Annotated in this window: 17 protein-coding genes; 14 read left to right on the forward strand and 3 right to left on the reverse strand. The window is 63.5% G+C overall.

Translation table 11 applies throughout. The features are described from left to right. The first annotated feature begins 1 nt into the window (after window position 1). From GH983_RS05175 to GH983_RS05220, 10 genes are all read left to right on the forward strand, one after another. Window positions 2-3,781, forward strand: a complete 3,780-nt coding sequence (locus tag GH983_RS05175; RefSeq protein WP_153761824.1) for a glycoside hydrolase/phage tail family protein — start codon at window positions 2-4, stop codon at window positions 3,779-3,781. A 23-nt stretch (window positions 3,782-3,804) separates the two neighbouring features. Continuing rightward, window positions 3,805-4,014: a hypothetical protein gene (locus GH983_RS05180; protein WP_054151270.1), complete on the forward strand. Its 210-nt coding sequence runs from the start codon at window positions 3,805-3,807 to the stop codon at window positions 4,012-4,014. Between the two features lie 377 nt (window positions 4,015-4,391). Next, on the forward strand, window positions 4,392-4,631 hold the full coding sequence (locus tag GH983_RS05185; RefSeq protein WP_153761825.1) for a hypothetical protein: 240 nt from the start codon (window positions 4,392-4,394) through the stop codon (window positions 4,629-4,631). A gap of 45 nt (window positions 4,632-4,676) precedes the next feature. Further along, window positions 4,677-5,342 carry a response regulator transcription factor gene (locus GH983_RS05190; RefSeq protein WP_006727294.1) on the forward strand — a complete coding sequence of 222 codons (666 nt, stop codon included), beginning with the start codon at window positions 4,677-4,679 and terminating at the stop codon, window positions 5,340-5,342. Next, window positions 5,339-6,733 carry an ATP-binding protein gene (locus GH983_RS05195; protein ID WP_054151268.1) on the forward strand — a complete coding sequence of 465 codons (1,395 nt, stop codon included), beginning with the start codon at window positions 5,339-5,341 and terminating at the stop codon, window positions 6,731-6,733. Before GH983_RS05190 ends, GH983_RS05195 begins: the two co-directional genes overlap by 4 nt. A 123-nt stretch (window positions 6,734-6,856) precedes the next feature. After that, complete coding sequence (locus GH983_RS05200; RefSeq protein WP_153761826.1) at window positions 6,857-7,264, forward strand: hypothetical protein; 408 nt, start codon at window positions 6,857-6,859, stop codon at window positions 7,262-7,264. 180 nt (window positions 7,265-7,444) lie between these two features. Next, on the forward strand, window positions 7,445-8,665 hold the full coding sequence (gene ccmI / locus GH983_RS05205; RefSeq protein WP_153761827.1) for a c-type cytochrome biogenesis protein CcmI: 1,221 nt from the start codon (window positions 7,445-7,447) through the stop codon (window positions 8,663-8,665). Beyond that, window positions 8,662-9,114 carry a cytochrome c maturation protein CcmE gene (gene ccmE / locus GH983_RS05210; RefSeq protein WP_054151265.1) on the forward strand — a complete coding sequence of 151 codons (453 nt, stop codon included), beginning with the start codon at window positions 8,662-8,664 and terminating at the stop codon, window positions 9,112-9,114. The genes ccmI and ccmE overlap by 4 nt, the downstream gene beginning before the upstream one ends. Continuing rightward, window positions 9,111-11,099 (forward strand): heme lyase CcmF/NrfE family subunit, encoded by a 1,989-nt coding sequence (locus tag GH983_RS05215; protein ID WP_054151264.1) that lies wholly within the window; start codon window positions 9,111-9,113, stop codon window positions 11,097-11,099. Before ccmE ends, GH983_RS05215 begins: the two co-directional genes overlap by 4 nt. Before the next feature lie 164 nt (window positions 11,100-11,263). Beyond that, entirely contained in the window at window positions 11,264-11,698 is a 435-nt protein-coding gene (locus tag GH983_RS05220; protein ID WP_153763564.1) for a cytochrome c-type biogenesis protein, read from the forward strand. On the opposite strand, the gene GH983_RS05225 is transcribed toward GH983_RS05220, so the two are convergent. Together GH983_RS05225 and GH983_RS05230 are read right to left on the reverse strand one after the other, a co-directional pair. Continuing rightward, the gene (locus GH983_RS05225; protein WP_153761828.1) at window positions 11,699-12,016 is read right to left on the reverse strand and encodes a type II toxin-antitoxin system RelE/ParE family toxin; all 318 of its coding nucleotides are present in this window, start codon (window positions 12,014-12,016) and stop codon (window positions 11,699-11,701) included. Further along, a complete protein-coding gene (locus GH983_RS05230) occupies window positions 12,013-12,273 on the reverse strand; it encodes a CopG family ribbon-helix-helix protein (RefSeq protein ID WP_153761829.1) in 261 nt (86 codons plus the stop codon). Before GH983_RS05230 ends, GH983_RS05225 begins: the two co-directional genes overlap by 4 nt. A gap of 208 nt (window positions 12,274-12,481) precedes the next feature. Between GH983_RS05230 and GH983_RS05235 the strand changes: the two genes are divergently transcribed. From GH983_RS05235 to GH983_RS05250, 4 genes are all read left to right on the forward strand, one after another. Continuing rightward, window positions 12,482-14,026: a Do family serine endopeptidase gene (locus tag GH983_RS05235; RefSeq protein WP_236759320.1), complete on the forward strand. Its 1,545-nt coding sequence runs from the start codon at window positions 12,482-12,484 to the stop codon at window positions 14,024-14,026. 97 nt (window positions 14,027-14,123) lie between these two features. Then, on the forward strand, window positions 14,124-14,882 hold the full coding sequence (locus tag GH983_RS05240) for a response regulator transcription factor (RefSeq protein ID WP_153761830.1): 759 nt from the start codon (window positions 14,124-14,126) through the stop codon (window positions 14,880-14,882). A 1-nt stretch (window position 14,883) separates the two neighbouring features. Next, window positions 14,884-16,299, forward strand: a complete 1,416-nt coding sequence (locus GH983_RS05245) for a HAMP domain-containing sensor histidine kinase (RefSeq protein ID WP_153761831.1) — start codon at window positions 14,884-14,886, stop codon at window positions 16,297-16,299. Window positions 16,300-16,351: 52 nt separating this feature from the next. Further along, window positions 16,352-19,303 (forward strand): bifunctional [glutamine synthetase] adenylyltransferase/[glutamine synthetase]-adenylyl-L-tyrosine phosphorylase, encoded by a 2,952-nt coding sequence (locus GH983_RS05250; RefSeq protein WP_153761832.1) that lies wholly within the window; start codon window positions 16,352-16,354, stop codon window positions 19,301-19,303. A 92-nt stretch (window positions 19,304-19,395) separates the two neighbouring features. Here the strand turns inward: GH983_RS05250 and GH983_RS05255 are convergent, their stop codons facing one another. Next, the gene (locus GH983_RS05255; protein WP_194842788.1) at window positions 19,396-21,471 is read right to left on the reverse strand and encodes an autotransporter domain-containing protein; all 2,076 of its coding nucleotides are present in this window, start codon (window positions 21,469-21,471) and stop codon (window positions 19,396-19,398) included. Window positions 21,472-21,745: the final 274 nt, after the last annotated feature.

A 21,745-nucleotide genomic window follows, 5' to 3' on the forward strand; every position in this document is an offset into this window, starting at 1 on the left:
GATGGCGACCATTCTTCTGCAGGCGGCGGGTGCTGCCCTCGGCTCCGTCTTCGGGCCGGTCGGAGCGGCGATCGGCCAGGCGGCAGGCGCGCTTGCCGGCAGCATGATCGATCGGAGCCTGCTGTCTGGCACCCGCGAAGTGAGCGGTGCACGGCTGTCTTCGGCGCGCATTTCTGGTGCCAGCGAAGGCACAGTTATTCCGAGGCTCTACGGCACCGCGCGGCTGGGCGGCACGCTGATCTGGGCGACGCGTTTCGAGGAAGAGACTGTGACCGAGCGTAGCGGCGGAAAATCCTCCGGCGGCACGCGCACCACGACCTATCGCTACTATGCCAATCTGGCGCTCGGGCTCTGCGAGGGGCCGATCGCGGGCGTGCGGCGGGTCTGGGCAGATGGGCGCGAACTCGACACAACCGAAATCGAGATGCGCGTCTATCGCGGATCGGAAAGCCAGCCGGCCGATCCGCTGATTGCGGCGAAGCAGGGGGCGGCCAATGCGCCGGCCTATCGGGGGCTAGCCTATGTCGTCTTCGAGCGGCTGCCGCTCGACGATTTCGGCAACCGCATTCCGCTGATCCAGTTTGAGGTGATTCGACCGGTCGGCGCGCTGGAGGAGAAGATCCGGGCGGTGACGATGATTCCCGGCGCGACCGAACACGGTTATGCGACGGTGAGGATCTCGGATGCGCCGAGCGAGGGCGCGAAACGCTGGCTGAACCGCAACACGCTCACGGCGGCGACGGACTGGCAGGCCTCGCTGGACGAATTGCAGGCGCTTTGCCCTGATCTCGAAAGCGTGGCCCTGGTGGTGGCCTGGTTCGGCACGGATTTGCGCGCCGGTGATTGCCGGGTGCTGCCGGGGGTGGAGGTCGGCTACCGCAACGAGGAGAGCCGGCCCTGGAGTGTCGCGGGGCTGGCGCGGGGCGATGCCTATGTGGTGTCGCGCCACAGCGGTGGTCCGGCCTATGGCGGCTCGCCGAGCGACGAGAGCGTCATCGAGGCGATCAGGGACATCAAGGCGCGCGGGCTGAAGGTGACGCTCTATCCCTTCGTGCTGATGGATATTCCCGCCGGCAACGGCCTGCCCGACCCCTATGGCGGCGCCGAGCAGGCGGCCTATCCCTGGCGGGGGCGGATCACGGCCTATCCTCCCGGAAGCGACAAGACGGCCTCGGCGCAGGCGCAGGTCTCAAGCTTCGTCTACCGCGGTGACGGCTATCGACGTCTCGTATTGCATTATGCGGCGCTTGCCGCCGCTGCTGGCGGGGTCGACGCCTTTCTGCTGGGCTCGGAACTGCGCGGGCTGACCGCCCTGCGCGACGAGGCCAACGCCTTTCCATTCGTCGAGGCGCTGGTAGCGCTCGCCGGTGAAGTGCGCGGTCTGCTCGGCGGCGGGACGGCGATTTCCTATGGCGCCGACTGGACCGAGTATTTCGGCCATCAGCCGGCGGATGGCTCGGGCGATGTCTTCTTCCATCTCGATCCGCTCTGGGCGAGCCCTCACGTCACCGCCGTCGGCATCGACAACTATATGCCGCTCGCCGACTGGCGCGACGAGGATCTCGAGGCGGAAAGCCCGGATGGCTTCACCGGCATCGACGATGCGGAGGGATTTGCGCGGACGCTGACATCGGGCGAGGGGTTCGACTGGTTTTATGCCAGCGAGGCAGACCGCAGGGCGCGGGTGAGGACGCCGATCACCGATGGCGCCTATGGCAAGCCCTGGGTCTTCAGGTTCAAGGACCTGAAATCCTGGTGGGAGAACCCCCATTTCAACCGGATCGGCGGCGTCGAGCAGGCGAGCCCGACGGCCTGGATACCCGGCATGAAGCCCTTCTGGATGACCGAAGTCGGTTGCGGCGCGGTCGACAAGGGGGCGAACCAGCCGAACATCTTCGTCGATGCCAAATCGGCCGAGAGCGGAATGCCTCACTTCTCGGCGGGCGCGCGCAGCGACAGCCAGCAGCGTCGGTTTCTGGAGGCCCATCTCGACCACTGGGCTGGCAGTCTTCTGCCGCCTAATATGGTTGATCCATCGCATGTCTATTCCTGGACCTGGGATGCGCGGCCCTATCCGGCCTTTCCGCAGAACACGGCGCTCTGGGCAGACGGATCGAACTGGCGGACAGGGCATTGGTTGAACGGCCGCCTGGGTACGGCGACACTGGCCGACACGATTGCGGCGATCCTCAGGGATCATGGCTTTTCCGATTTCGACGTGTCGGAAGTGGCAGGCGATCTCGGCGGCTATGTAAAGGGGGATCTGAGCTCTGCGCGCGACCTGATCGAGCCCTTGCTCGACCTCTTCCAGATCGACGTGATCGAGGACGCCGGGCGGCTGAAATTCCGCACTCGGCCGACGGCGAGCCTGGCTGCCCGCGAGATCACCGTCCTCGCCGACATCGCCGATCGCCCGCTGTGGAGCGAGACGCGCGGCCATGACAGCGATTTCGCCTCCGAGGCGCTGGTGACCTTTTATGATCCGGCGGCGGATTATGTCGAGGCGAGCGTGCGCTCGCGCAAGGTGGAGGCCGCGACCGATCGGCAGCTTGCGCGCGACCTGCCGGCGGCGATGCCGGAGGAGACAGCACTTGCTGCCGCCGAAGGCTGGCTGCGTGACAACCGGCTGGCGCGGCGCACGGTTCAGCTGGCGCTCGGGCCGCAGGAGATTGCGATCGAGCCCGGAGACGTTCTGCGCTTCCCCGAAGGACCGGACGGGCGTTTTCTGGTGCAGGGCATCGACGAGGGCTTCGAGCGACGCCTGACGCTGAGGGCCTTTGCGGGCAAGGTCTCCGCACCCGTGCCGGTGGTTGAACCCGGACGGGTGGTCGACGGTGGCGGTGCGGCCGGCTTTGCGCCGGTCGTGCAATTTCTCGATCTGCCGAGGCTAGAGGGTGCAAGCCATGCCGGTGACGCGAGCGTTGCGGCATATGGCCGTCCCTGGCGGCGGCTTGCGGTATCGAGCTCTCCGGAAGCCGAGGGCTATCGGCTCAGGCTGACGCTGGATCGGCCAGCGCCCCTGGGACGGCTTCTGGAGCCGCTTGCCCCCGGACCTGTCGGGCGCTTCGATGGGGCGAATGCCCTTGTAGTCGAGGTTCTAGCAGGAGCCTTTGCCTCGGCGAGCCGCATGGCTGTTCTCTCCGGCGCGAACCGGCTCGCGGTCCGGGCCAATACCGGCGGCTGGGAGGTCGTCGGCTTTGTCGAGGCCGAGGAGATTGCGGTCGGACGCTTCCGGCTGACGGGCCTTTTGCGCGGGCTGGGAGGCACGGAGGACGCAGTCGTGGCTGGTGCCGCAGCCGGGGCCGAGGTCGTGGCTCTCGACGAAGCGGTCCGGCCGCTGGGGCTCGGGAATGCCGAACGCGGGGCCGCACAGAACTGGATCCTCGAGCTGATGGGGCTCGTGACCGAGATTTCGGGCCCGCATGTCTTTGCCGGCGGATTGCGGGCGGAGACGCCGCTTTCGCCTGTGCATGCGAAGGTGCTGCGGCAGGCCGCGGGCGATCTTTCGATCAGCTGGATCCGGCGCAGCCGCATCGAGGCCGATGCCTGGACAGACGGGGAGGTGCCGCTCGACGAGGCGGAGGAGCGCTACCGGCTGGAGATCCTTGATGGGGGCACCGTGCTTCGGGTGGTCGAGGTGACCGAGCCCGCCTGGACCTATGCCGTCGCCGATGAACTGACAGATTTCGGGCTGGCGCAGACGGCGCTTGGCCTCCGCATCCGCCAACTCGGACGGCTGGCCGCCGGCCTGCCGCTGGAGGCGGTGGTTCCCGTCGATTGAAAACCATTCAACAGGAGGATGACATGCTGGAGATGAAACCCTGGTACCAGTCGAAGACCGTCTGGGGCGCCCTGATTGCGATCGCTGCCCCGCTTCTCGGCAGGGCCGGACTGGAGCTCGGCGGCGCCGAGCAGGCCGAAATTGCCGATGCACTGACGACGCTTGCCGGTACGGTCGGAGGATTGCTCGCGCTCTACGGGCGGCTGACGGCGACGAAGGGCGTGGGTGGGTGAGGGCGGGCCGATGTTGCCAACTGCACCGATCCCCTCACTTGCGAAATCTGAAGTTTAGGCGGCTTACGCTCGCCTAAGCCTTCGATTTCGCTTTCTCCCCCACTATGGAGGGAAAGGAAGGGAGGGGCCGGCCGCATCATCTCCTCTGCCCTTTTGGGAGAGGTTACAAAATCGAGGGCTTAGCCCGATCAGGGCTAAACCTCAGATTTTGTTGGAGAGGGGGCCGACAAGGTGACCTCTGCGTCTTGCCCCCTGCGTGGCGGTCGTGATTGGCTCCCGACCGTGATCCACACTCTGAGCCCACGCATTCATTTGCCATTCAGACGCCTTGCGGTACATAATTTGCCAAAGTGGACGTCATCCAAGAAGAAGCAGCAATGGCATCTTTCATGAAATACACGGGCCTCGCATTGGCCGTGACCGTGGCGGCTTTGCCGGCGACGGTGGGCGATGCCGTGGGGGCGGATTGCCGACAAGCCGCGGAACGCGTGGTCGCCGAAGTCGGCGGACAGTTGCTTTCCGTGCACGAATCGGGCGGTGAATGCGTGATCGTCGTGCTCGTGCCGGGCAACGGCAACGAACGGCCGCGCAAGGTCACGATGCGGGTCGCCGAGTGACCCGCCTCCGGGATTGAAGAGCTTTCCGCACCGAGGGGTGAACGCATGCGCATTCTCGTCGTCGAAGACGATGTCAATCTGAACCGCCAGCTTGTCGAGGCCCTGCAGGAAGCGGGATATGTGGTCGACAAGGCCTTTGACGGCGAGGAAGGCCATTTCCTCGGCGAGACCGAACCCTATGACGCCGTCATCCTCGACATCGGCCTTCCCGAGATGGACGGCATTACGGTGCTGGAGAAATGGCGCGCCGCAAGCCGGGTCATGCCGGTACTGATTTTGACCGCTCGCGACCGCTGGTCGGACAAGGTGGCCGGCATCGATGCAGGCGCCGATGACTATGTCACTAAGCCTTTTCATGTCGAGGAAGTGCTCGCCCGTATCCGCGCCCTGATCCGCCGTGCGGCAGGCCATGCATCCTCTGAAATCGTCTGCGGCCCCGTCCGGCTCGACACCAAAAGCTCGAAAGCCACTGTCGAAGGCGTGACGCTGAAGCTCACCTCGCATGAGTACCGGCTTCTGTCCTATCTCATGCACCATATGGGCGAGGTCGTGTCGCGGACTGAACTGGTCGAGCATCTCTACGACCAAGATTTCGACCGCGATTCCAACACGATCGAGGTCTTTGTCGGCCGTCTGCGCAAGAAGCTCGGCGTCGACATGATCGAGACCGTGCGCGGCCTCGGCTACCGAATCCAAGCCCCGGCGAAATGAGGATCCGCTCGCTCACCGCGCGCGTCCTGATCCTCGCCACGCTCTGGTCGGCGCTGGCCCTGGTGACGATTGCGGTAGCGATTTCAGCCCTCTATCGCCAGGGTGTCGAGCGCGGATTCAACAATCTCCTGCGTGCCCAGCTCTATAACGTCGTCAACTCGGTCTCGATCGGCGATAGCGACAGCCTGACCGGTTCGCCGGCGCTGGGTGATCTCAGGTTTTCCCAGCCAGCAACCGGCTGGTACTGGCTGGTTGAACCGCTCGGCAACTATGCCACGGCACCGCTCGCCTCCGCCTCGCTCGGGGTCGCAAACCTGGCCGTCCCCGACGTGGACGCAACACCCTTCGACCAGAACTACGAACGCTATTACGAAATGACGGATGATGTCGGCAACCAGATAAGGGTTGCCGAAACCGAAGTGGTGCTCGACGACCAGGGACGGGCAGCACGCTTCCGCGTGTCGGGCAATCTGCAGGTGGTCGAAGACGAGATCGCCTTTTTCACCAGCCGTCTTTATGCGGCTCTCGCGGTGGTTGGTATTGGCGGCCTCGTCGTCAACGGACTTGCCATTCTCTATGGCCTGAAACCGCTCGACCGCGCGCGCCGGGCGCTGGAACGAATCCGGCGGGGCGAGGCCGAGCGGATCGAAGGTGATTTCCCGAGCGAAGTTCAGCCGCTTGCCAACGAGATCAACGCGCTGATCGACAGCAACCGCCGCATTGTCGAGCGGGCCCGCATGCAGGTCGGCAATCTCGCCCATTCCCTGAAAACGCCAATCGCCGTGCTTTTGAACGAGGCGCGCACCCTGGAGAAGAACCAGGCCGAAGTCATCGCGACCCAGGCCGAGGCCATGCAGGCGCAGGTAAGCTCCTATCTCAACAGGGCGCGGATCGCAGCCCAGCGCGACAGCGTGCTGGCCCGCACCGAGGCGCAGCCCGTCATGGAGCGGCTGGCGCGGGTGATGCGCAAGCTGAACGCCGATATCGTGTTTGAACTCGATGTCGCGCCGGACCTGACCTTCGCGATGGAGCAGCAGGATGTCGAAGAGGTTGTCGGCAACCTGCTCGAAAACGCCTCCCGCTTTGCCCGAACCAAGGTCGTCACCCGGGCCGTGATGACGACCCGTGATGGCGACACGACCGACGGCCGGCGCGGCTGGATCGAGGTGGTGGTCGAAGATGACGGGCCGGGGCTTGCCCCCGACCAGATCGGCGAGGCGCTGAAGCGCGGCCGAAGGCTCGACGAGAGCAAGCCCGGCACGGGGCTCGGGCTGTCGATCGTCAAGGAGATTTCGGGCGAATATCAAGGCTCTTTCGGCCTGTCGCGCGCCGGCATCGGTGGGCTTCGCGCACAGTTGATCCTACCAGCTGTGACCAAGGACACTGCATGATTGATTTTCCTGTGAAATTACATAGGTGTATAAGATGGCCTTGAGCCGGTCGAAGGCCGCGATCCGCTTCGCGCGAAACGATCGGCCTCGACAACAGAAATCGACGGGACTTGGATCGGTCTGATGGGTGTGAAGCACTTCGGGATACTTGCAGCCACTGGCCTCGTGTCGCTCGCGCTTGCGGGCTGCACCACTTCGGGCGGCGGACGCAGCGCAATCGCCAATTCCGCGGTCTATATTTCTGCCTTGCAGGGGGGCATCGTATCCCGGACTGGCGTCGAACTCTCGCGCAGCCAGACGCAGCGGGCGCTCGAAGCCGAATATCGCGCGCTTGAGGCTGCCCCCGGTGGCCAGCCTGTAATATGGGCAGGCGGCGAGGTGCGTGGGGAGGTCATTGCAGCCGCCCCATACCAGGTCGGCCAGCAGAACTGCCGCCAGTTCACCCACAAGGTTTTCACGGACGGCCGTGAACGCCAAGCCCGCGGCGCTGCCTGCCGCAACCCGAACGGCACCTGGACGCCGCTGAGCTGAGGCGAACCCGGGCTGCTGATCCCGAGGATTTCAATCATTTGAACGCGCCTCCCACTTGACTTGGGTCAAGGCTGGGCGGGTTATGGTAACTTAGAGAATTCTTGCGGCCAAACGCCTCAACTTTCCGTCAGGCGAGGTTTGGCTGTTGGAAAGCACCTGTCCTTGACGTAATTGAGTTTCATGTTGTTCTGGATCATCTCCGCGCTTCTGACGGTCCTTGTTGCCGTCGTCCTGCTGTCCCCCTTGCTGCGGGCTTCGGCCCGAGCGACGCGTTATGACGAAGGCGAGGCGGCGGTCTATCGCGACCAGCTGCGCGAACTGGAGCGGGACAAGGCCGGGGGGCTTATTTCTCCCGAAGATGCCGACTATGCGCGCGCCGAAATCGGCCGTCGTCTGCTGGCGATCGCAGGTCGGGAGAAGGCCGGTGGCGAAGGCGAGGGGGACGAGCCCGCGGATGCCGCGGCGAAGCGTGCCGGCCGCCGTCGCTACACCTGGTCGCAAGCCTTCATCCTGCTCTGTCTTCCCGTGATCGGGCTTGCGGGCTATCTGGAAATCGGCAGCCCGGGCACACCCGATGCGCCGCTCGAAGCACGCATTGCCGACCCCGGCGACGATGTCGATCTGTTGGTGGCCAAGGTGGAGCGGCATCTCGCGACCACACCGGAAGACGGGAACGGCTGGAACGTGCTGGCGCCCGTCTATTTTCGTATTGGCCGCTATGACGATGCCGAGCTTGCCTTTCGCAATGCGATCCGCATTCTCGGGCCGGATGCCGAGCGTATGAACGGCCTCGGCGAGACCGTTGTCATGCGCAATGACGGGATCGTCACCGACGATGCCCAGATGGCCTTCCAGGCGGCGCTGAAGCTCGAACCCAACAATCCGCGTGCCGACTTCTATCTGGCGCTGGCGCTCGAGCAGTCCGGTCGCCGCGCCGAGGCGCTCACGGCCTTCCAGAACATCGCCAAGGCCTCGCCGCCGACGGCCCCCTGGATGCCACTGGTCAATCAGCATATTGCGGCCAACAGCGCCGGCGTGCCGCTTCTCGAACAGCCGGCACAGGCTGCGCCGGAAGGCGAAGCTCAGGCTCAGAACCCGGCAGCCCCGGGCAACCCGACGGCCGAGGACGTTGCCAATGCCGGAGCCATGTCGGAGGCTGATCGCGGCGAGATGATCCGCGGCATGGTGGCGAGCCTCGATGCACGGCTGAAGGAAGATCCGAATAATTTTGAAGGCTGGATGCGGCTTGTCCGCTCCTATGCGATGCTGAAAGACAAGGAACGGGCAGAAGCCGCGCTCAAGGAGGGCCTGAAAACCTTCCCGGCCGACGGCGCCGAGGGCCAGCAGCTGCTCGCAATGGCGAGGGAACTCGACCTGTCCGTTGAGGAGGTGAGCCAATGACCCGCAAACAGAAACGCCTGGCAGTGATTGGCGGTGGCATGGGTTTCATCCTGACCGCCGTGCTTCTGGTGATGTTCGCCTTTGGCCAGTCGATCGCCTATTTCTATGTGCCCAACGATCTTGCCGAATCCGATGTCCAGCCGGGCACCCGCATCCGCCTCGGCGGACTGGTCGAGACGGGTTCGCTGGTGCGCGGAGAAGGCTCGACGGTAACCTTCACAGTAACCGACACCCTGAGCCAGCTGCCCGTGACCTATACCGGCATCCTCCCCGATCTCTTCCGCGAGGGGCAGGGGGTCGTCGCCGAAGGTCGCTTCGAGGGCATGGGCAAGGTGTTCGTCGCCGATACCGTTCTCGCCAAGCATGACGAGAACTACATGCCGAAGGACGTTGCGGATCGTCTGGAGGCGCAAGGGGTTCAACTGAGCGGCAAGGAGAAGATCCAATGATCATCGAGCTTGGCCATTATGCCCTCGTTCTGGCGCTTGCCACCTGTCTCGTCGTCTCCATCCTGCCGGTGATCGGTGCGCGCCGCGGCGACGCGGCGATGATGGCGGTCGCGACCACCGGCACCTACGCGCTCTTCCTGCTCGTGGGCTTTTCCTTTGCGGTTCTGACCTACGGCTACGTCGTTTCCGACTTTTCGGTCCAGAACGTCTACGAGAACTCCCATTCGCTGAAGCCGATGATCTACAAGATCTCCGGCGTCTGGGGGAACCATGAAGGGTCGATGCTGCTCTGGGTGCTGATCCTGGCCTTCTTCAGCGCCATGGTCGCCTTTTTCGGCACCAACCTGCCGGACCGTCTGAGAGCGAATGTGCTGGCCGTACAGGCCTGGATCACCGCCGCCTTCACGCTCTTCATCCTTCTGACGTCGAACCCCTTCATCCGTCTCTCGCCCATTCCGGCCGAGGGGCAGGACCTCAATCCGGTCCTGCAGGATATTGGCCTCGCGATCCATCCGCCGCTGCTCTATCTCGGCTATGTCGGCTTCTCGGTCTGCTTCTCTTTCGCGATCGCTGCGCTGATGGACGGTCGCATCGATGCCGCCTGGGCGCGCTGGGTACGGCCCTGGACGCTGGCTGCCTGGGTGTTCCTGACCGCCGGCATCTCCATGGGCTCCTACTGGGCCTATTACGAACTCGGCTGGGGCGGCTGGTGGTTCTGGGATCCTGTTGAAAACGCCTCGCTGCTGCCCTGGCTTGCGGGCACGGCGCTCCTGCATTCGGCGCTCGTGATGGAAAAGCGTGACGCTTTGAAAATCTGGACGGTGCTGCTCGCCATCATCGCCTTCTCGCTGTCGCTGCTCGGCACCTTCCTGGTGCGCTCCGGGGTTCTGACTTCGGTGCATGCCTTCGCCACAGACCCGACGCGCGGTGTTTTCATTCTCGGCATTCTCGTCATCTTCATCGGCGGCGCCTTCATGCTCTTTGCCCTGCGTGCGCCGCTTTTGAAGGCCGGCGGCTTGTTCCAGCCGATCTCGCGTGAAGGCGCGCTCGTCCTCAACAACCTGATCCTGACGGTGTCCACCGCCTCGGTGCTGATCGGCACGCTCTATCCGTTGTTGCTCGAGACGCTGACGGGCGAGAAGATCTCGGTCGGTCCGCCCTTCTTCAACATCACCTTCGGGCTTCTGATGATCCCGCTTCTGCTGGCGGTACCCTTTGGGCCGTTCCTCGCCTGGAAGCGCGGCGATCTGCTCGGCGCCTTGCAGCGCCTGTATGTGGCGGCGGCACTTTCGCTCGTTCTCGGTCTCGGCCTCTGGTACGCCCAGAACGGCGGGCCCGTGATGGCCGTGGGCGGTCTCGCACTCGCTTTCTTCGTCATGGGCGGCGCGGTCTCCGATCTCTGGTATCGCGCCGGTTTCGGAAAACATCCGGTCGCCACGGCTTGGGCTCGGTTGAAGGGCCTACCGCGCTCCGCCTTCGGTACGGCGCTCGGCCATTTCGGTGTCGGCGTCACGGTGCTCGGCGTCGTGGCTGTAACCACGTTCGAAACGGAAGCCGTGGTCGAGATGAAGCCGGGCATGACGGTGGAATCCGGTGGCTATGTCATCACCTTTGATGGCCTGCGCGCTGCCAACGGCCCGAACTACACCGAAGACCAGGGGCATTTCACCATCCGCGAGGGTGGTGTCGAAGTGGCCGATGTCTGGTCGTCGAAGCGGCTCTATACGGCCCGCCAGATGCCGACGACAGAAGCCGGCATCGTCACCTTCGGCTTTAGTCAGCTTTATGTCTCGCTGGGCGATCCGATGGCCGATGGCGGCATTGTCGTGCGGGTCTGGTGGAAGCCCTGGATCCTCTGCATCTGGTACGGCACGATCGTCATGATGGTCGGTGGTGTCGTGTCGCTGTCCGACCGCAGACTGCGGGTCGGTGCGCCGAAACGGGCCAAGGTGGCGGCAAAGCCGGTGCTGGAGGCTGCGGAGTGAGTGCTTGTTTTCAGAAGATTGCCCCTCACCCTGACCCTCTCCCCGCAAGCGGGGAGAGGGGATGGCAGGCGCTTGTGGCTTCGGCCTTCTCCCCGCTTGCGGGGAGAAGGTGGCGGCAGCCGGATGAGGGGCAGCGACGGCTTACACTCCACCGCCTTTTCCTCCTGCTCGCACTGCTCTTCACCCCCCTCCATGCCTTTGCCGTCAATCCCGACGAAGTGCTCGCCGATCCTGCTCTTGAACAGCGGGCGCGGGCCCTTTCGGCGGAGCTGCGCTGCATGGTCTGCCAGAACCAGTCGATCGACGATTCCAATGCCGAGCTCGCCCGCGACCTGCGCGTCGTGGTGCGTGAGCGGTTGGTGGGTGGCGACAGCGACGAGCAGGTGCTCGACTATGTCGTGTCGCGCTACGGTGAGTTCGTGCTGTTGAAGCCGCGGCTCAGCATCCGCACGATCGGGCTCTGGGGCGCACCGGCGGCACTCGCGATCATCGGGCTGATCGTGGCTGTGGTCTATACGCGCCGGCGCGCCGTGCAGCCGGTGGCGAAGCTCTCGCCCGAAGAGGAAGCGCGGTTGGGGAAGCTGCTGGATCGTGAGTGATCAAGGAAATTCGTAGTCGGAGGCATCGTCGAGCGGCAGTTCTGGTGGCCGCTCGCGACCGTGGCGGATTGTCAGAATGACGATGGCTGCGGCCCCAACCTCGTAGTGGATCAGATAATCTCCAAGGACGAAGCGCCGGATGCCGCCCAGGGGAAGCTCAGTTGCGTCCTGACCCATCATGGGAGACTGCGCGAGCGCTGTCAGGAACTGTTTGAAGTCGTGAAGCAAACGCTCGCCTGCTGCCCGATTTCGTTCTCTCAAGTAGCCGGCCTCGCGCGCGACATACGCTCTGGCACTGGGCGAAACGACGACTTTCACGCCGCGGCACCCTTGATGATGGCGTTCAGTTCGGCGAGCACATCATCGGCGTCCGTCCCCTCACCGTCGGCGATCGCCCTGCGTGCCTGCGCGATCTCAAGGATCTCGCGGCCTTCCTGAGCCATATAGGCCTTCAACGCCCGTACCATGACCCAGCTGCGGCTGCGTTCACAGGCGCCGGCCACAGCTTCGATTTCGCCCAGAAGATCAAGTGGCAAGCGAAGTGTGATCGGATCTGACAGATTCTGTTTCGACATCGCTTTTTGCTCCGTTTGTAATACGGATGATAGCTCTGGCCAGAGATGGGGTCAAATCCCGTCCAAGCTTTCGCCAAAGATTACGAAGAATTCATCTGCCGTACAGTTCGCCGTAACGTGACGCCCCCTATATCTCACTTCATCCACCGCTTCCCACCGCCGGGTTGTCCGGCGGCTCCATTCAGAAGAACAGATGAAGGTAGATCACATGTCCGAGAACAAAGGTCGCTCCCTCAAGACGATCCTCAAGACCTCCACCGCCGCGAGCCTTGCCGCCATGATGCTGGTGACGGCTGCTCCCTTCGCCGCAGTTCCGGCGCTTGCCGCACCGGTCGAAGTGAACGCGCCGCAGGTCCCGAGTTTCGGCGATGTCGTGCAGGCCGTGCTGCCGGCCGTCGTCTCCGTCCGCGTCCAGTCGAATGTTCAGCCGGCCTCGTCCGACGAAAGCAATTTCTCCTTCAATTTCGGTGGCCGCAGCTTTGAAGATCTGCCGGACGATCACCCGTTGAAGCGCTTCTTCCGTGATTTCGGCGGTCCGGGCATGGAAGGTCCGCGCGACCGTGGTCCGCGCGCCGAGCGTGGCCCGGGACGCCTGCGTCCGACTTCGCAGGGCTCCGGCTTCTTCATCTCTGAAGATGGCTATATCGTTACCAACAACCACGTCATCGATGACGGTGCCGCCTTCACCATCGTGATGAACGACGGCAAGGAATATGATGCCAAACTCGTCGGCAAGGACAGCCGAACCGATCTCGCGCTGCTCAAGGTCGACGCGCCTGACACCAAGTTCACCTATGTGAAGTTCGCAGACGACGAGAAGGTCCGCGTCGGTGACTGGGTCGTCGCTGTCGGTAACCCCTTCGGCCTCGGCGGCACGGTAACTGCCGGCATCATCTCCGCTCGTGGCCGCAACATTGGCTCCGGCCCCTATGACGACTATCTCCAGATCGACGCAGCGGTGAACCGCGGCAACTCGGGTGGTCCCGGCTTCAACCTGAACGGCGAAGTCGTCGGCATCAACACCGCGATCTTCTCGCCCTCCGGCGGCAATGTCGGCATTGCCTTCGCGATCCCGGCCTCGGTTGCAACCGATGTCATCGCCAAGCTCAAGGAAACCGGGACGGTGTCTCGCGGCTGGCTCGGCGTGCAGATCCAGCCGGTGACCCAGGACATCGCCGACAGCCTCGGCCTGTCTGAGGCAGCCGGTGCTCTGGTTGTTGCCCCGCAGGCCGGCTCGCCCGGCGAAGATGCTGGCATTCAGCAGGGTGACGTGGTGACTGCCGTCAATGGCGACCCGGTCAAGGATCCGCGCGATCTCGCTCGCCGCATTGCCGCCTATGCCCCGGATACCACGGTTGATGTGACGCTGTGGCGCGATGGCAAGGCGACCGAAGTCGAGGTCAAGCTCGGTGAACTGCCGGCGGAACAGTCTGCGAGTGCCGGCACGGAGAATGATGCCGCACCCGCTCCGGAAGCCGAGCAGGAACTGTCGGGCCTCGGCCTTTCCGTTCGCCCTGCTGATGGCGGCAAGGGGCTTGCCATCATCGACGTCGATCCGTCGAGCGACGCCGCCGACAAGGGCCTGAAGGCCGGGGAGACGATTACCTCGGTCAACAACCAGGAGGTCTCGTCCGCTGCCGATGTCCAGAAGGTCCTCGACCAGGCGAAGAAGGACGGCCGGACCCGGGCGCTCTTCCAGGTCGAATCGGATAGCGGCAGCCGCTTCGTGGCGCTCCCGATCGCCCAGGGCTAATTGTGATCTGACGAGGGGCGCCGGCGGTCGAGGACCGGCGGCGCCCCTTGTCGTTTCCGGTGGTCGCCGACCGCTAGATGCAAGGAAAGGACGAAGTATGGGGATCGCGGAACAAGGACAGCCTAAGTCCGGCGAAACCGGCTATACGGTGGCGGATGCTGAGGCTAATGTCGCGCGCATGAAGATACTTGTCATCGAAGACGATCTGGAAGCTGCAGCCTACATGACCAAGGCCTTTCGCGAGGCCGGCATCGTCGCCGACCATGCGAGCGACGGCGAAAGCGGGCTCTTCATGGGCACCGAAAACGCCTATGACGTGATGGTGGTCGACCGCATGCTGCCGCGCCGTGATGGCCTTTCCGTCATCAGCGAGCTGCGCAAGCGCGGCATCGATACGCCCGTCCTCATCCTCTCGGCGCTGGGCCAGGTGGATGACCGCGTGACGGGGCTTCGTGCCGGCGGCGACGATTACCTGCCGAAACCCTATGCCTTTTCCGAGCTCCTGGCGCGCGTCGAGGTGCTTGGTCGCCGCAAGGGCAAACCGGAGCAAGACATGGCCTACCGGGTCGGCGATCTCGAGCTCGACCGGCTCTCCCATGAGGTGAAGCGCGCCGGCAAGGAGATCCTGCTGCAGCCGCGTGAATTCCGCCTTCTGGAATACTTGATGAAGAATGCCGGACAGGTGGTGACGCGCACCATGCTGCTCGAAAACGTCTGGGACTATCACTTCGACCCGCAGACCAATGTCATTGACGTGCATGTGTCGCGGCTGCGCTCGAAGATCGAAAGGGATTTCGACCGGCCGCTTCTGAAGACGGTTCGCGGTGCCGGTTACATGATCAAGGACGAAGGCTGACATGCGGCTGAAGTCCCGCATCGGGGTGCTGGCCAAGTCCACGGCCGTCCGGTTGTCTGCGCTCTACATCATTCTCTTTGCGCTCTGCGCCGCCTTCCTCGTCTTTTACGTAACGGGGCTCGCCGAGCGCATCCTCAACAACCAGACCCGCGATGCCCTTCGCCAGGAGGTGACCGAAATCCAGGGCGCCTTTGAACGGGGCGGCATCAACCAGCTACTCAGAACCATGGAGAGGCGTGCCCGCCAGCCGGGGGCGAACCTCTATGTGATCGCAAGCCCGAACGGAGAGATCCTCGCCGGCAATGTCGCCTCGCTGCAACCCGGCGTCTTTGACGAGGAGGGCTGGACCGATTTTCCCTTCCGTTACCAGCGTTATACCGACAGCGGCGGGGTGAAGCGTCACCTCGCGACGGGCCATGTCTTCGTGCTGGACAATGGCATCCGTGTGCTTGTTGGGCGCGATCTCGGCGAGCCAGGCAAGCTCAGACTTCTCGTGCGTCAGGCGCTGATGGTGGCGCTGTTGATCATGGGGATCGGCGCCGTCGTCATCTGGTTCGCCATCGGCCGCAATGCGCTGAAACGCATCGACCGTGTTTCGGAAGCGAGCCAGAAGATCATGGCCGGCGACCTCTCCCAGCGACTGCCCGTATCGGGCTCCGGCGACGAGTTCGATCGGTTGTCGTCGTCGCTGAACGGCATGCTCGGGCGTATCGAACAGCTGAACGAGGGGCTGAAACAGGTTTCCGACAACATCGCCCACGATCTGAAGACGCCCTTGACGCGCCTGCGCAACAAGGCGGCCGATGCGCTGAACGAGGATGATGCGAATGCCCGCAGGGCAGCCCTTGAGACGATCATCGGCGAATCCGACCAGCTCATCCGCACCTTCAACGCGCTGCTGATGATTTCGCGCGTCGAAGCCGGATCGATTGCGGCCGAGCTTTCCGACATCGACATCTCTGTCATCGCGGCCGACAGCGCCGAGCTTTACGAGCCGGTCGCGGAAGAGGCGGGCCAGACGATGATCTGCGAGATTTCGCCGGGTCTGTCCGTGCGCGGCAACCGCGAACTGGTGGGACAGGCGATTTCCAACCTGATCGACAATGCCATCAAGTATGGTGGTCAGGGAGAGGCAGGCTCGGAGATCCGGGTGCGAGTCTCGCGGGGGACGGATGGTGTCGAGATTTCCGTCTCGGACGAGGGGCCGGGCGTGCCTGCCGACAAACGTGCCGAGGTGGTCAAACGTTTCGTTCGGCTGGACAAGAGCCGGTCGAAGCCGGGGACAGGCCTGGGCCTGTCGCTCGTCGAGGCGATCATGGCCCTCCATGGCGGCCGGCTGCAACTGACGGATACTCGCAGCCATGCCGATTATCCCGGCTTGACCGCGACCATGGTTTTTCCCGGGATGAGGTCGTAACCTTACCCGGTTGGAGATTCGCTAGAAATCTCGACCGGGAGAGGACACGCTGATGGGGAACGGCAGGACGAGCAGATTGTCCGATGTGGCCGACGGAGCAATCCGTCCGTTGAATCAGACAGAGCTCAAGGCGGCCACCGCTTTGCTCAAGGATCTGACGAAACAGGAGCCGGCGCTCGCCGAGCATCTTTCGGCTGAAGGGCCGCTGCGCAGCTTCATCCTTGCGGCTTTCACATTGTCCCCCTACCTGCGCGACGTCGCCAATCTGAAGCCGTCGCTTTTGCTCGATGCTGTCTCGGCACCGATCGAGCCGCAGATTGTCGATGCGATCGAAGAGGCGCGCTCCGCCTGGAAGCCGGATGCCGCCGGTGTTGTGCCGGGCGAAGGCGAGGTCATGGCGAGGCTGCGGCGCGCCAAGCGCAAGGTGGCCTTTCTGACGGCGCTTGCCGATCTTGCCCGTGTCTTCACCGCCCGCGATACCACGGCCTGGCTGAGTGCGGTGGCAGACGCAGCCGTGGCTGCTACCATCGATCATCTGCTACTTTCGGGCCATGAGGGCGGGAAGCTCACCCTCAAGAACCGGGACAATCCGGCTGAAGGCTGCGGGCTGATCGTGCTCGGCATGGGCAAGCACGGCGCCCGCGAGCTGAATTACTCCTCCGACATCGACCTCGTGATCTTCTACGATCCGGATGCCGGTATCCTTGGAGATCCCGATGATGCGATGGAGACCTATGGCCGGATGATGCGCCGTCTGGTGCGTATCCTGCAGGAGCGCACGGCGGATGGTTATGTCTTCCGCACCGATTTGAGGCTGAGGCCCGATCCGGGCTCGACGCCGCTTGCCGTGCCTGTTGAAGCGGCGCTCATCTACTATGAGGGCAGAGGACAGAACTGGGAGCGGGCGGCCTTCATCAAGGCGCGGCCGGTGGCCGGCGACCTGAAGGCAGGCGAGGGGTTCCTCAGGGAGCTTGTGCCCTTCGTCTTCCGCAAATATCTCGACTATGCAGCAATCGCCGACATCCACTCGATCAAGCGCCAGATCCATGTGCACAAGGGCCACGGCGCGATTGCCGTGAAGGGGCACAACGTCAAGCTCGGTCGCGGCGGCATCCGCGAGATCGAGTTCTTTGCCCAGACACAGCAGCTGATCGCCGGCGGCCGCATGCCGGATCTGCGCTGCCGCCCGACCGAAGAAGCGTTGAAGGCGCTGGCCTCGGCGCGATGGATCGATGAGCAGACGGCGGAAGAACTGACCGACTGCTACTGGTTCATGCGCGATGTCGAGCACCGCATCCAGATGGTGCATGACGAGCAGACCCATGTCCTGCCGGAGACCGAGGCCGAACTGAAGCGCATTGCCTTCATGCTGGGCTTCATCGACACGACAGCCTTCTCGCGGGCATTGGAAACGACGCTGAAGACCGTCGAGAAGCGTTACGCACGCCTGTTCGAAAAGGAGGAGGGCCTGTCGAGCGCGACCGGCAATCTCGTCTTCACCGGCCAGCAGGATGACCCGGACACGCTGAAGACGTTAAAGGGTCTCGGCTTCGAGAGGCCCGAAGCCATCTCCGGTGTGATCCGCACCTGGCACTACGGTAGATACCGGGCGACGCAATCGGTCGAGGCGCGTGAGCGGCTGACCGAGATGACGCCGGATCTTTTGAAGGCCTTCGGCGAGAGCCGGCGGGCCGACGAGGCACTTCTGCGCTTCGACAATTTCCTCTCAGGGCTCCCCGCCGGCATCCAGCTCTTCTCGCTGCTCGGCAACAATCCCGCCCTTCTCGACCTGATGGTCAACATCATGGCGGCTGCCCCAAGGCTTGCCGAGATCATCGCAGAGCGGCCGCACGTTTTCGACGGCATGCTGGATCCGGGCCTCCTGGTCGAACTTCCCACCCGCGACTATCTCGGCCAGCGGCTGAAGAGTTTCCTCTCCAGCGCGCGCCACTACGAGGAAATCCTCGACCGGCTGCGCATCTTCGCCGCCGAACAGCGGTTCCTGATCGGTATTCGCCTGCTGACCGGCTCGATCGGCGGGGCCCAGGCGGGCCATGCCTTTACCGACCTCGCCGACCTCGTCATCGACGAGGCGCTGAAGGCGGTCATCGCGGAGATGGAGGCGGCGCATGGCAAGATCCCTGGTGGCCGGGTGGCGCTGGCCGGCATGGGCAAGCTCGGCTCCTTCGAACTGACGGCAGGATCCGACGTCGACCTGATCCTGCTCTACGAGCATGACGACGATGCCTCTGAATCGGATGGTGCAAAGCCGCTTGATCCGGTGCGTTACTTCACCCGGCTGACGCAAAGGCTGATCGCGGCACTCTCGGCGCCGACGGCCGAAGGCGTGCTCTACGAGGTCGACATGCGACTTCGCCCCTCCGGCAACAAGGGGCCGGTCGCAACGAGGCTTCGCGCCTTTGCCCGTTATCAGCGCGAGGAGGCCTGGACCTGGGAACACATGGCGCTCTCGCGGGCCCGCATGATGTCCGGCGATGCGGGCCTCGTGGCCGAGGCCGAGCGGATCATCGAGGAGGTGCTGGCAGCCCCGCGCGATCGCGCAAAGACCGTCAAGGACGTGCTGGAAATGCGCGCCCTGATCGAACAGGAGAAGCCGGCCAAGGACATATGGGATCTGAAGCTCATTCCCGGCGGCCTGGTTGATATCGAGTTCATCGCGCAATATCTGGCGCTGATGGCCCCCTCCAGGGGCCATCGCGTGCGCACCAATGAATTGTCCACTGCGGATGCTCTGAAGGCACTCGGCACGCTGATCGACCCCAACGATCTCGATATCTGCCTCTCGGCGCTCAAGCTCTACACGGACCTGTCGCAGGTCATTCGCCTCTGCATCGACGGCCCCTTCGATCCCGCCAATGTCCCGGCCGGCCTGACCGACCGCGTGGCACGCGCCGCCGAAAGTCCCGATATGAAAACGGCCGAGTCGGAAGTGAAGCGGCTGTCCAAGGCGGTGAGGAAGGTGTTCTCGCGGGTGGTGACGTAGGACGCACGGGACGTTGCGGCGACACCTGAACTGAAAATGGAAAAAGCCGCCGGGTTACCGGCGGCTTTTGCATGTCTTGCGCGACATTGGCCTCAGAAGTCGACCTTCCATCCGGAGCGCAGCCAGACGTCAGGATCGTCGCTTTCGGTCGTGGCGTTGAGCATGAAGGAAGCGACGCCGCCGCCGATGGCGAGTTCGGTGCCGACACCACCGCGCAGCCAGAACTGCTTGATGTCTTGACCGGCAACTGCGAGCTGGACGCCGGCGACTTCCGTCGACGTGCCTGTGCTCTGCTCTTCGAAGCGGTAGGCGGCTTCGGCACGGGCGAGGAGGGACACGGTGTCGTTCAGCTTGTAGACGCCGTCGACCCCGAGGCGGGCGATGGTCGCGTTTTCACTCACCGCATTATGGCTGGCGGGGAAGCCGCCGCCGGTTTCCCTGTAGGCATCCGTCTTCGCCAAGGTTCGCGAAAGCGCGAGGTAGGGCGTAAAGGCGGCATCACCCAAGGTGAGCGCGTTCAGCCAGTCGACGCGCACCTTGCCGGAGAGCATTTCCGTATCGGTTTCGCCTTTCGAATAGTCGAGTGCGGTGCCGTTCAGATAACCACGATTGATGTCAAGCTTGCCGCGACCGTAGAGGCCGCCGGCAGTCAGATAGAGATCACCGACCAGATTGGCCGTAACTTCGGGTGCCACGTACCAGCCAAGTGCCTGGAAGTCGCCGCCGTCATAGAGATCCTGATCGGTATGCGTCGCGCCCCCCTGGAGGCGCAGGGTGACGCCGTCCATCAGGCCGTAGCCGAAACCGAAATCTCCCAGCGCGACAGCCCCTTCGGACTTCGCACCGCTGTCGTAACCGGTGTCCACGGTACCCCAGACGGAACGACGGCCGACGTCGAGAAGATTGCGCATCGGGCTGCCCTGGGCACCGAACATGACAGTGCTGGCGGTTGATGTCTGGAGGCCGATCGCCACGGAATTCGTCTGTGCGGCGGAAGTAACATAGTTGGAAACGTTGATCACGCCTCCCGCAACAGGCTTGACCACGCTTCCTGGAACAGGGTCGATCACGCCTGCCGCATCAGGATCGACATGGGCGATGTAGTAGCCGCCGCCGTTCGCAAGCCGGCCAAAAACGGTTTCGCCATCGGCAGAAACGGCCGCGGCATCGCCGGTGATGTCTTGCGCCAGCGTGACCCCATTGTCGCGGAGCCATTGGTCTACGGTGATCATGCCGCTCTCGTTGGTCCAGCGAAAACCACGGTAGAGGATCACGGGACCTTCTGGCCCTTGGGCACCGCTGGGGTCAGGCATGCTGGCATTGCCGATGACGACTGCGCCGTCGTCGCTGACGCCGAGTGCAAATGAATTGATGTAACCTGGTGCTTGGAGATCCCCGATCGCGCCATTGGCCCAGCGGAACGCCCGCGCACCGCCCGATGCACCGGTGGAGTACCCCACCATGACACTGCCATCCCGGTTCATTGCTTGGAGAGTCGTTTGACCGCCACCACCGAGATCGCCGAGGTCGGTCAGGCCCGTCTGAACCGTCCAGCGAAAGGCGCGAAGGCCCAATTCGTTAGACAATCCACCGCCAACGACACTGCCGTCGAAGCTGACATGAGTGGCGAAGCTTGCAGTTTGGGCGTCAGGAACGCCGATGCCGACCATCCCGCCGCCGCGTATCCAGACGAACGCTTGCTGCACCTCGTCGGCGTTATAGGAATAGCCAACGACCGTGCTGCCATCGCCGCTCAGCGCGTTAGCATAGGATTGAGTGCCACCGAGAGTGCCGAGATTGGTGATCGTCGTGTCACCTTTATGCCAGTAGAACGCCGTAGGATTGTTATAGTAGTTCGTCCCTGCTACCGCCGAACCATCGTCGCTGACGTGCCGCAGGTCGAATGTGTAGCCGACCGTATCGGTGCCCACGTAGGTCAACCCGTCAGCTTGTGACCAGACGAAAAGACGGCGGGTCTCGGGGTTAATCAACTCGTGACCGACCACGGTACTTCCGTCGCCGCTGATCGCGGTCGCATCAAGATCATTCGATGGGGTGGTGATCGTGTTTGGTCCGGCGGAGAGTTGATTGCTATCCTGGTAACTCGAGTAGCCGGTGCTGGCGCCGATACCGCTTGGCGATCTCGTGAAGCCCAAAATGTTTGCCAAGTAACCCCTGGAGAGCAAGACGGATAGATCGCGGTTGACAATGCTAGTCGCCTGCACCGGACCGGTAAGGCCGAGGCTCATCACAAGGCTTAGTGAAGTGGCAGTGACAAGAGAAAGACGACGGTGGCGAAGCGAGGGGAAATGCTGTGATGCTGTCATGGCTGAGTGGCACTCTATAGCCGTTAAAGCTACAGGGTGTATTTCTCCTCGATAAGTTGAGACTGTATTTTGCGGTAGGTTTTCTTGCGGGCAGATGTATTGCGAATTATGGGGC

This window comes from Agrobacterium sp. MA01, assembly GCF_009650195.1.
In the GTDB taxonomy this organism is placed as follows: Bacteria; Pseudomonadota; Alphaproteobacteria; order Rhizobiales; family Rhizobiaceae; genus Allorhizobium.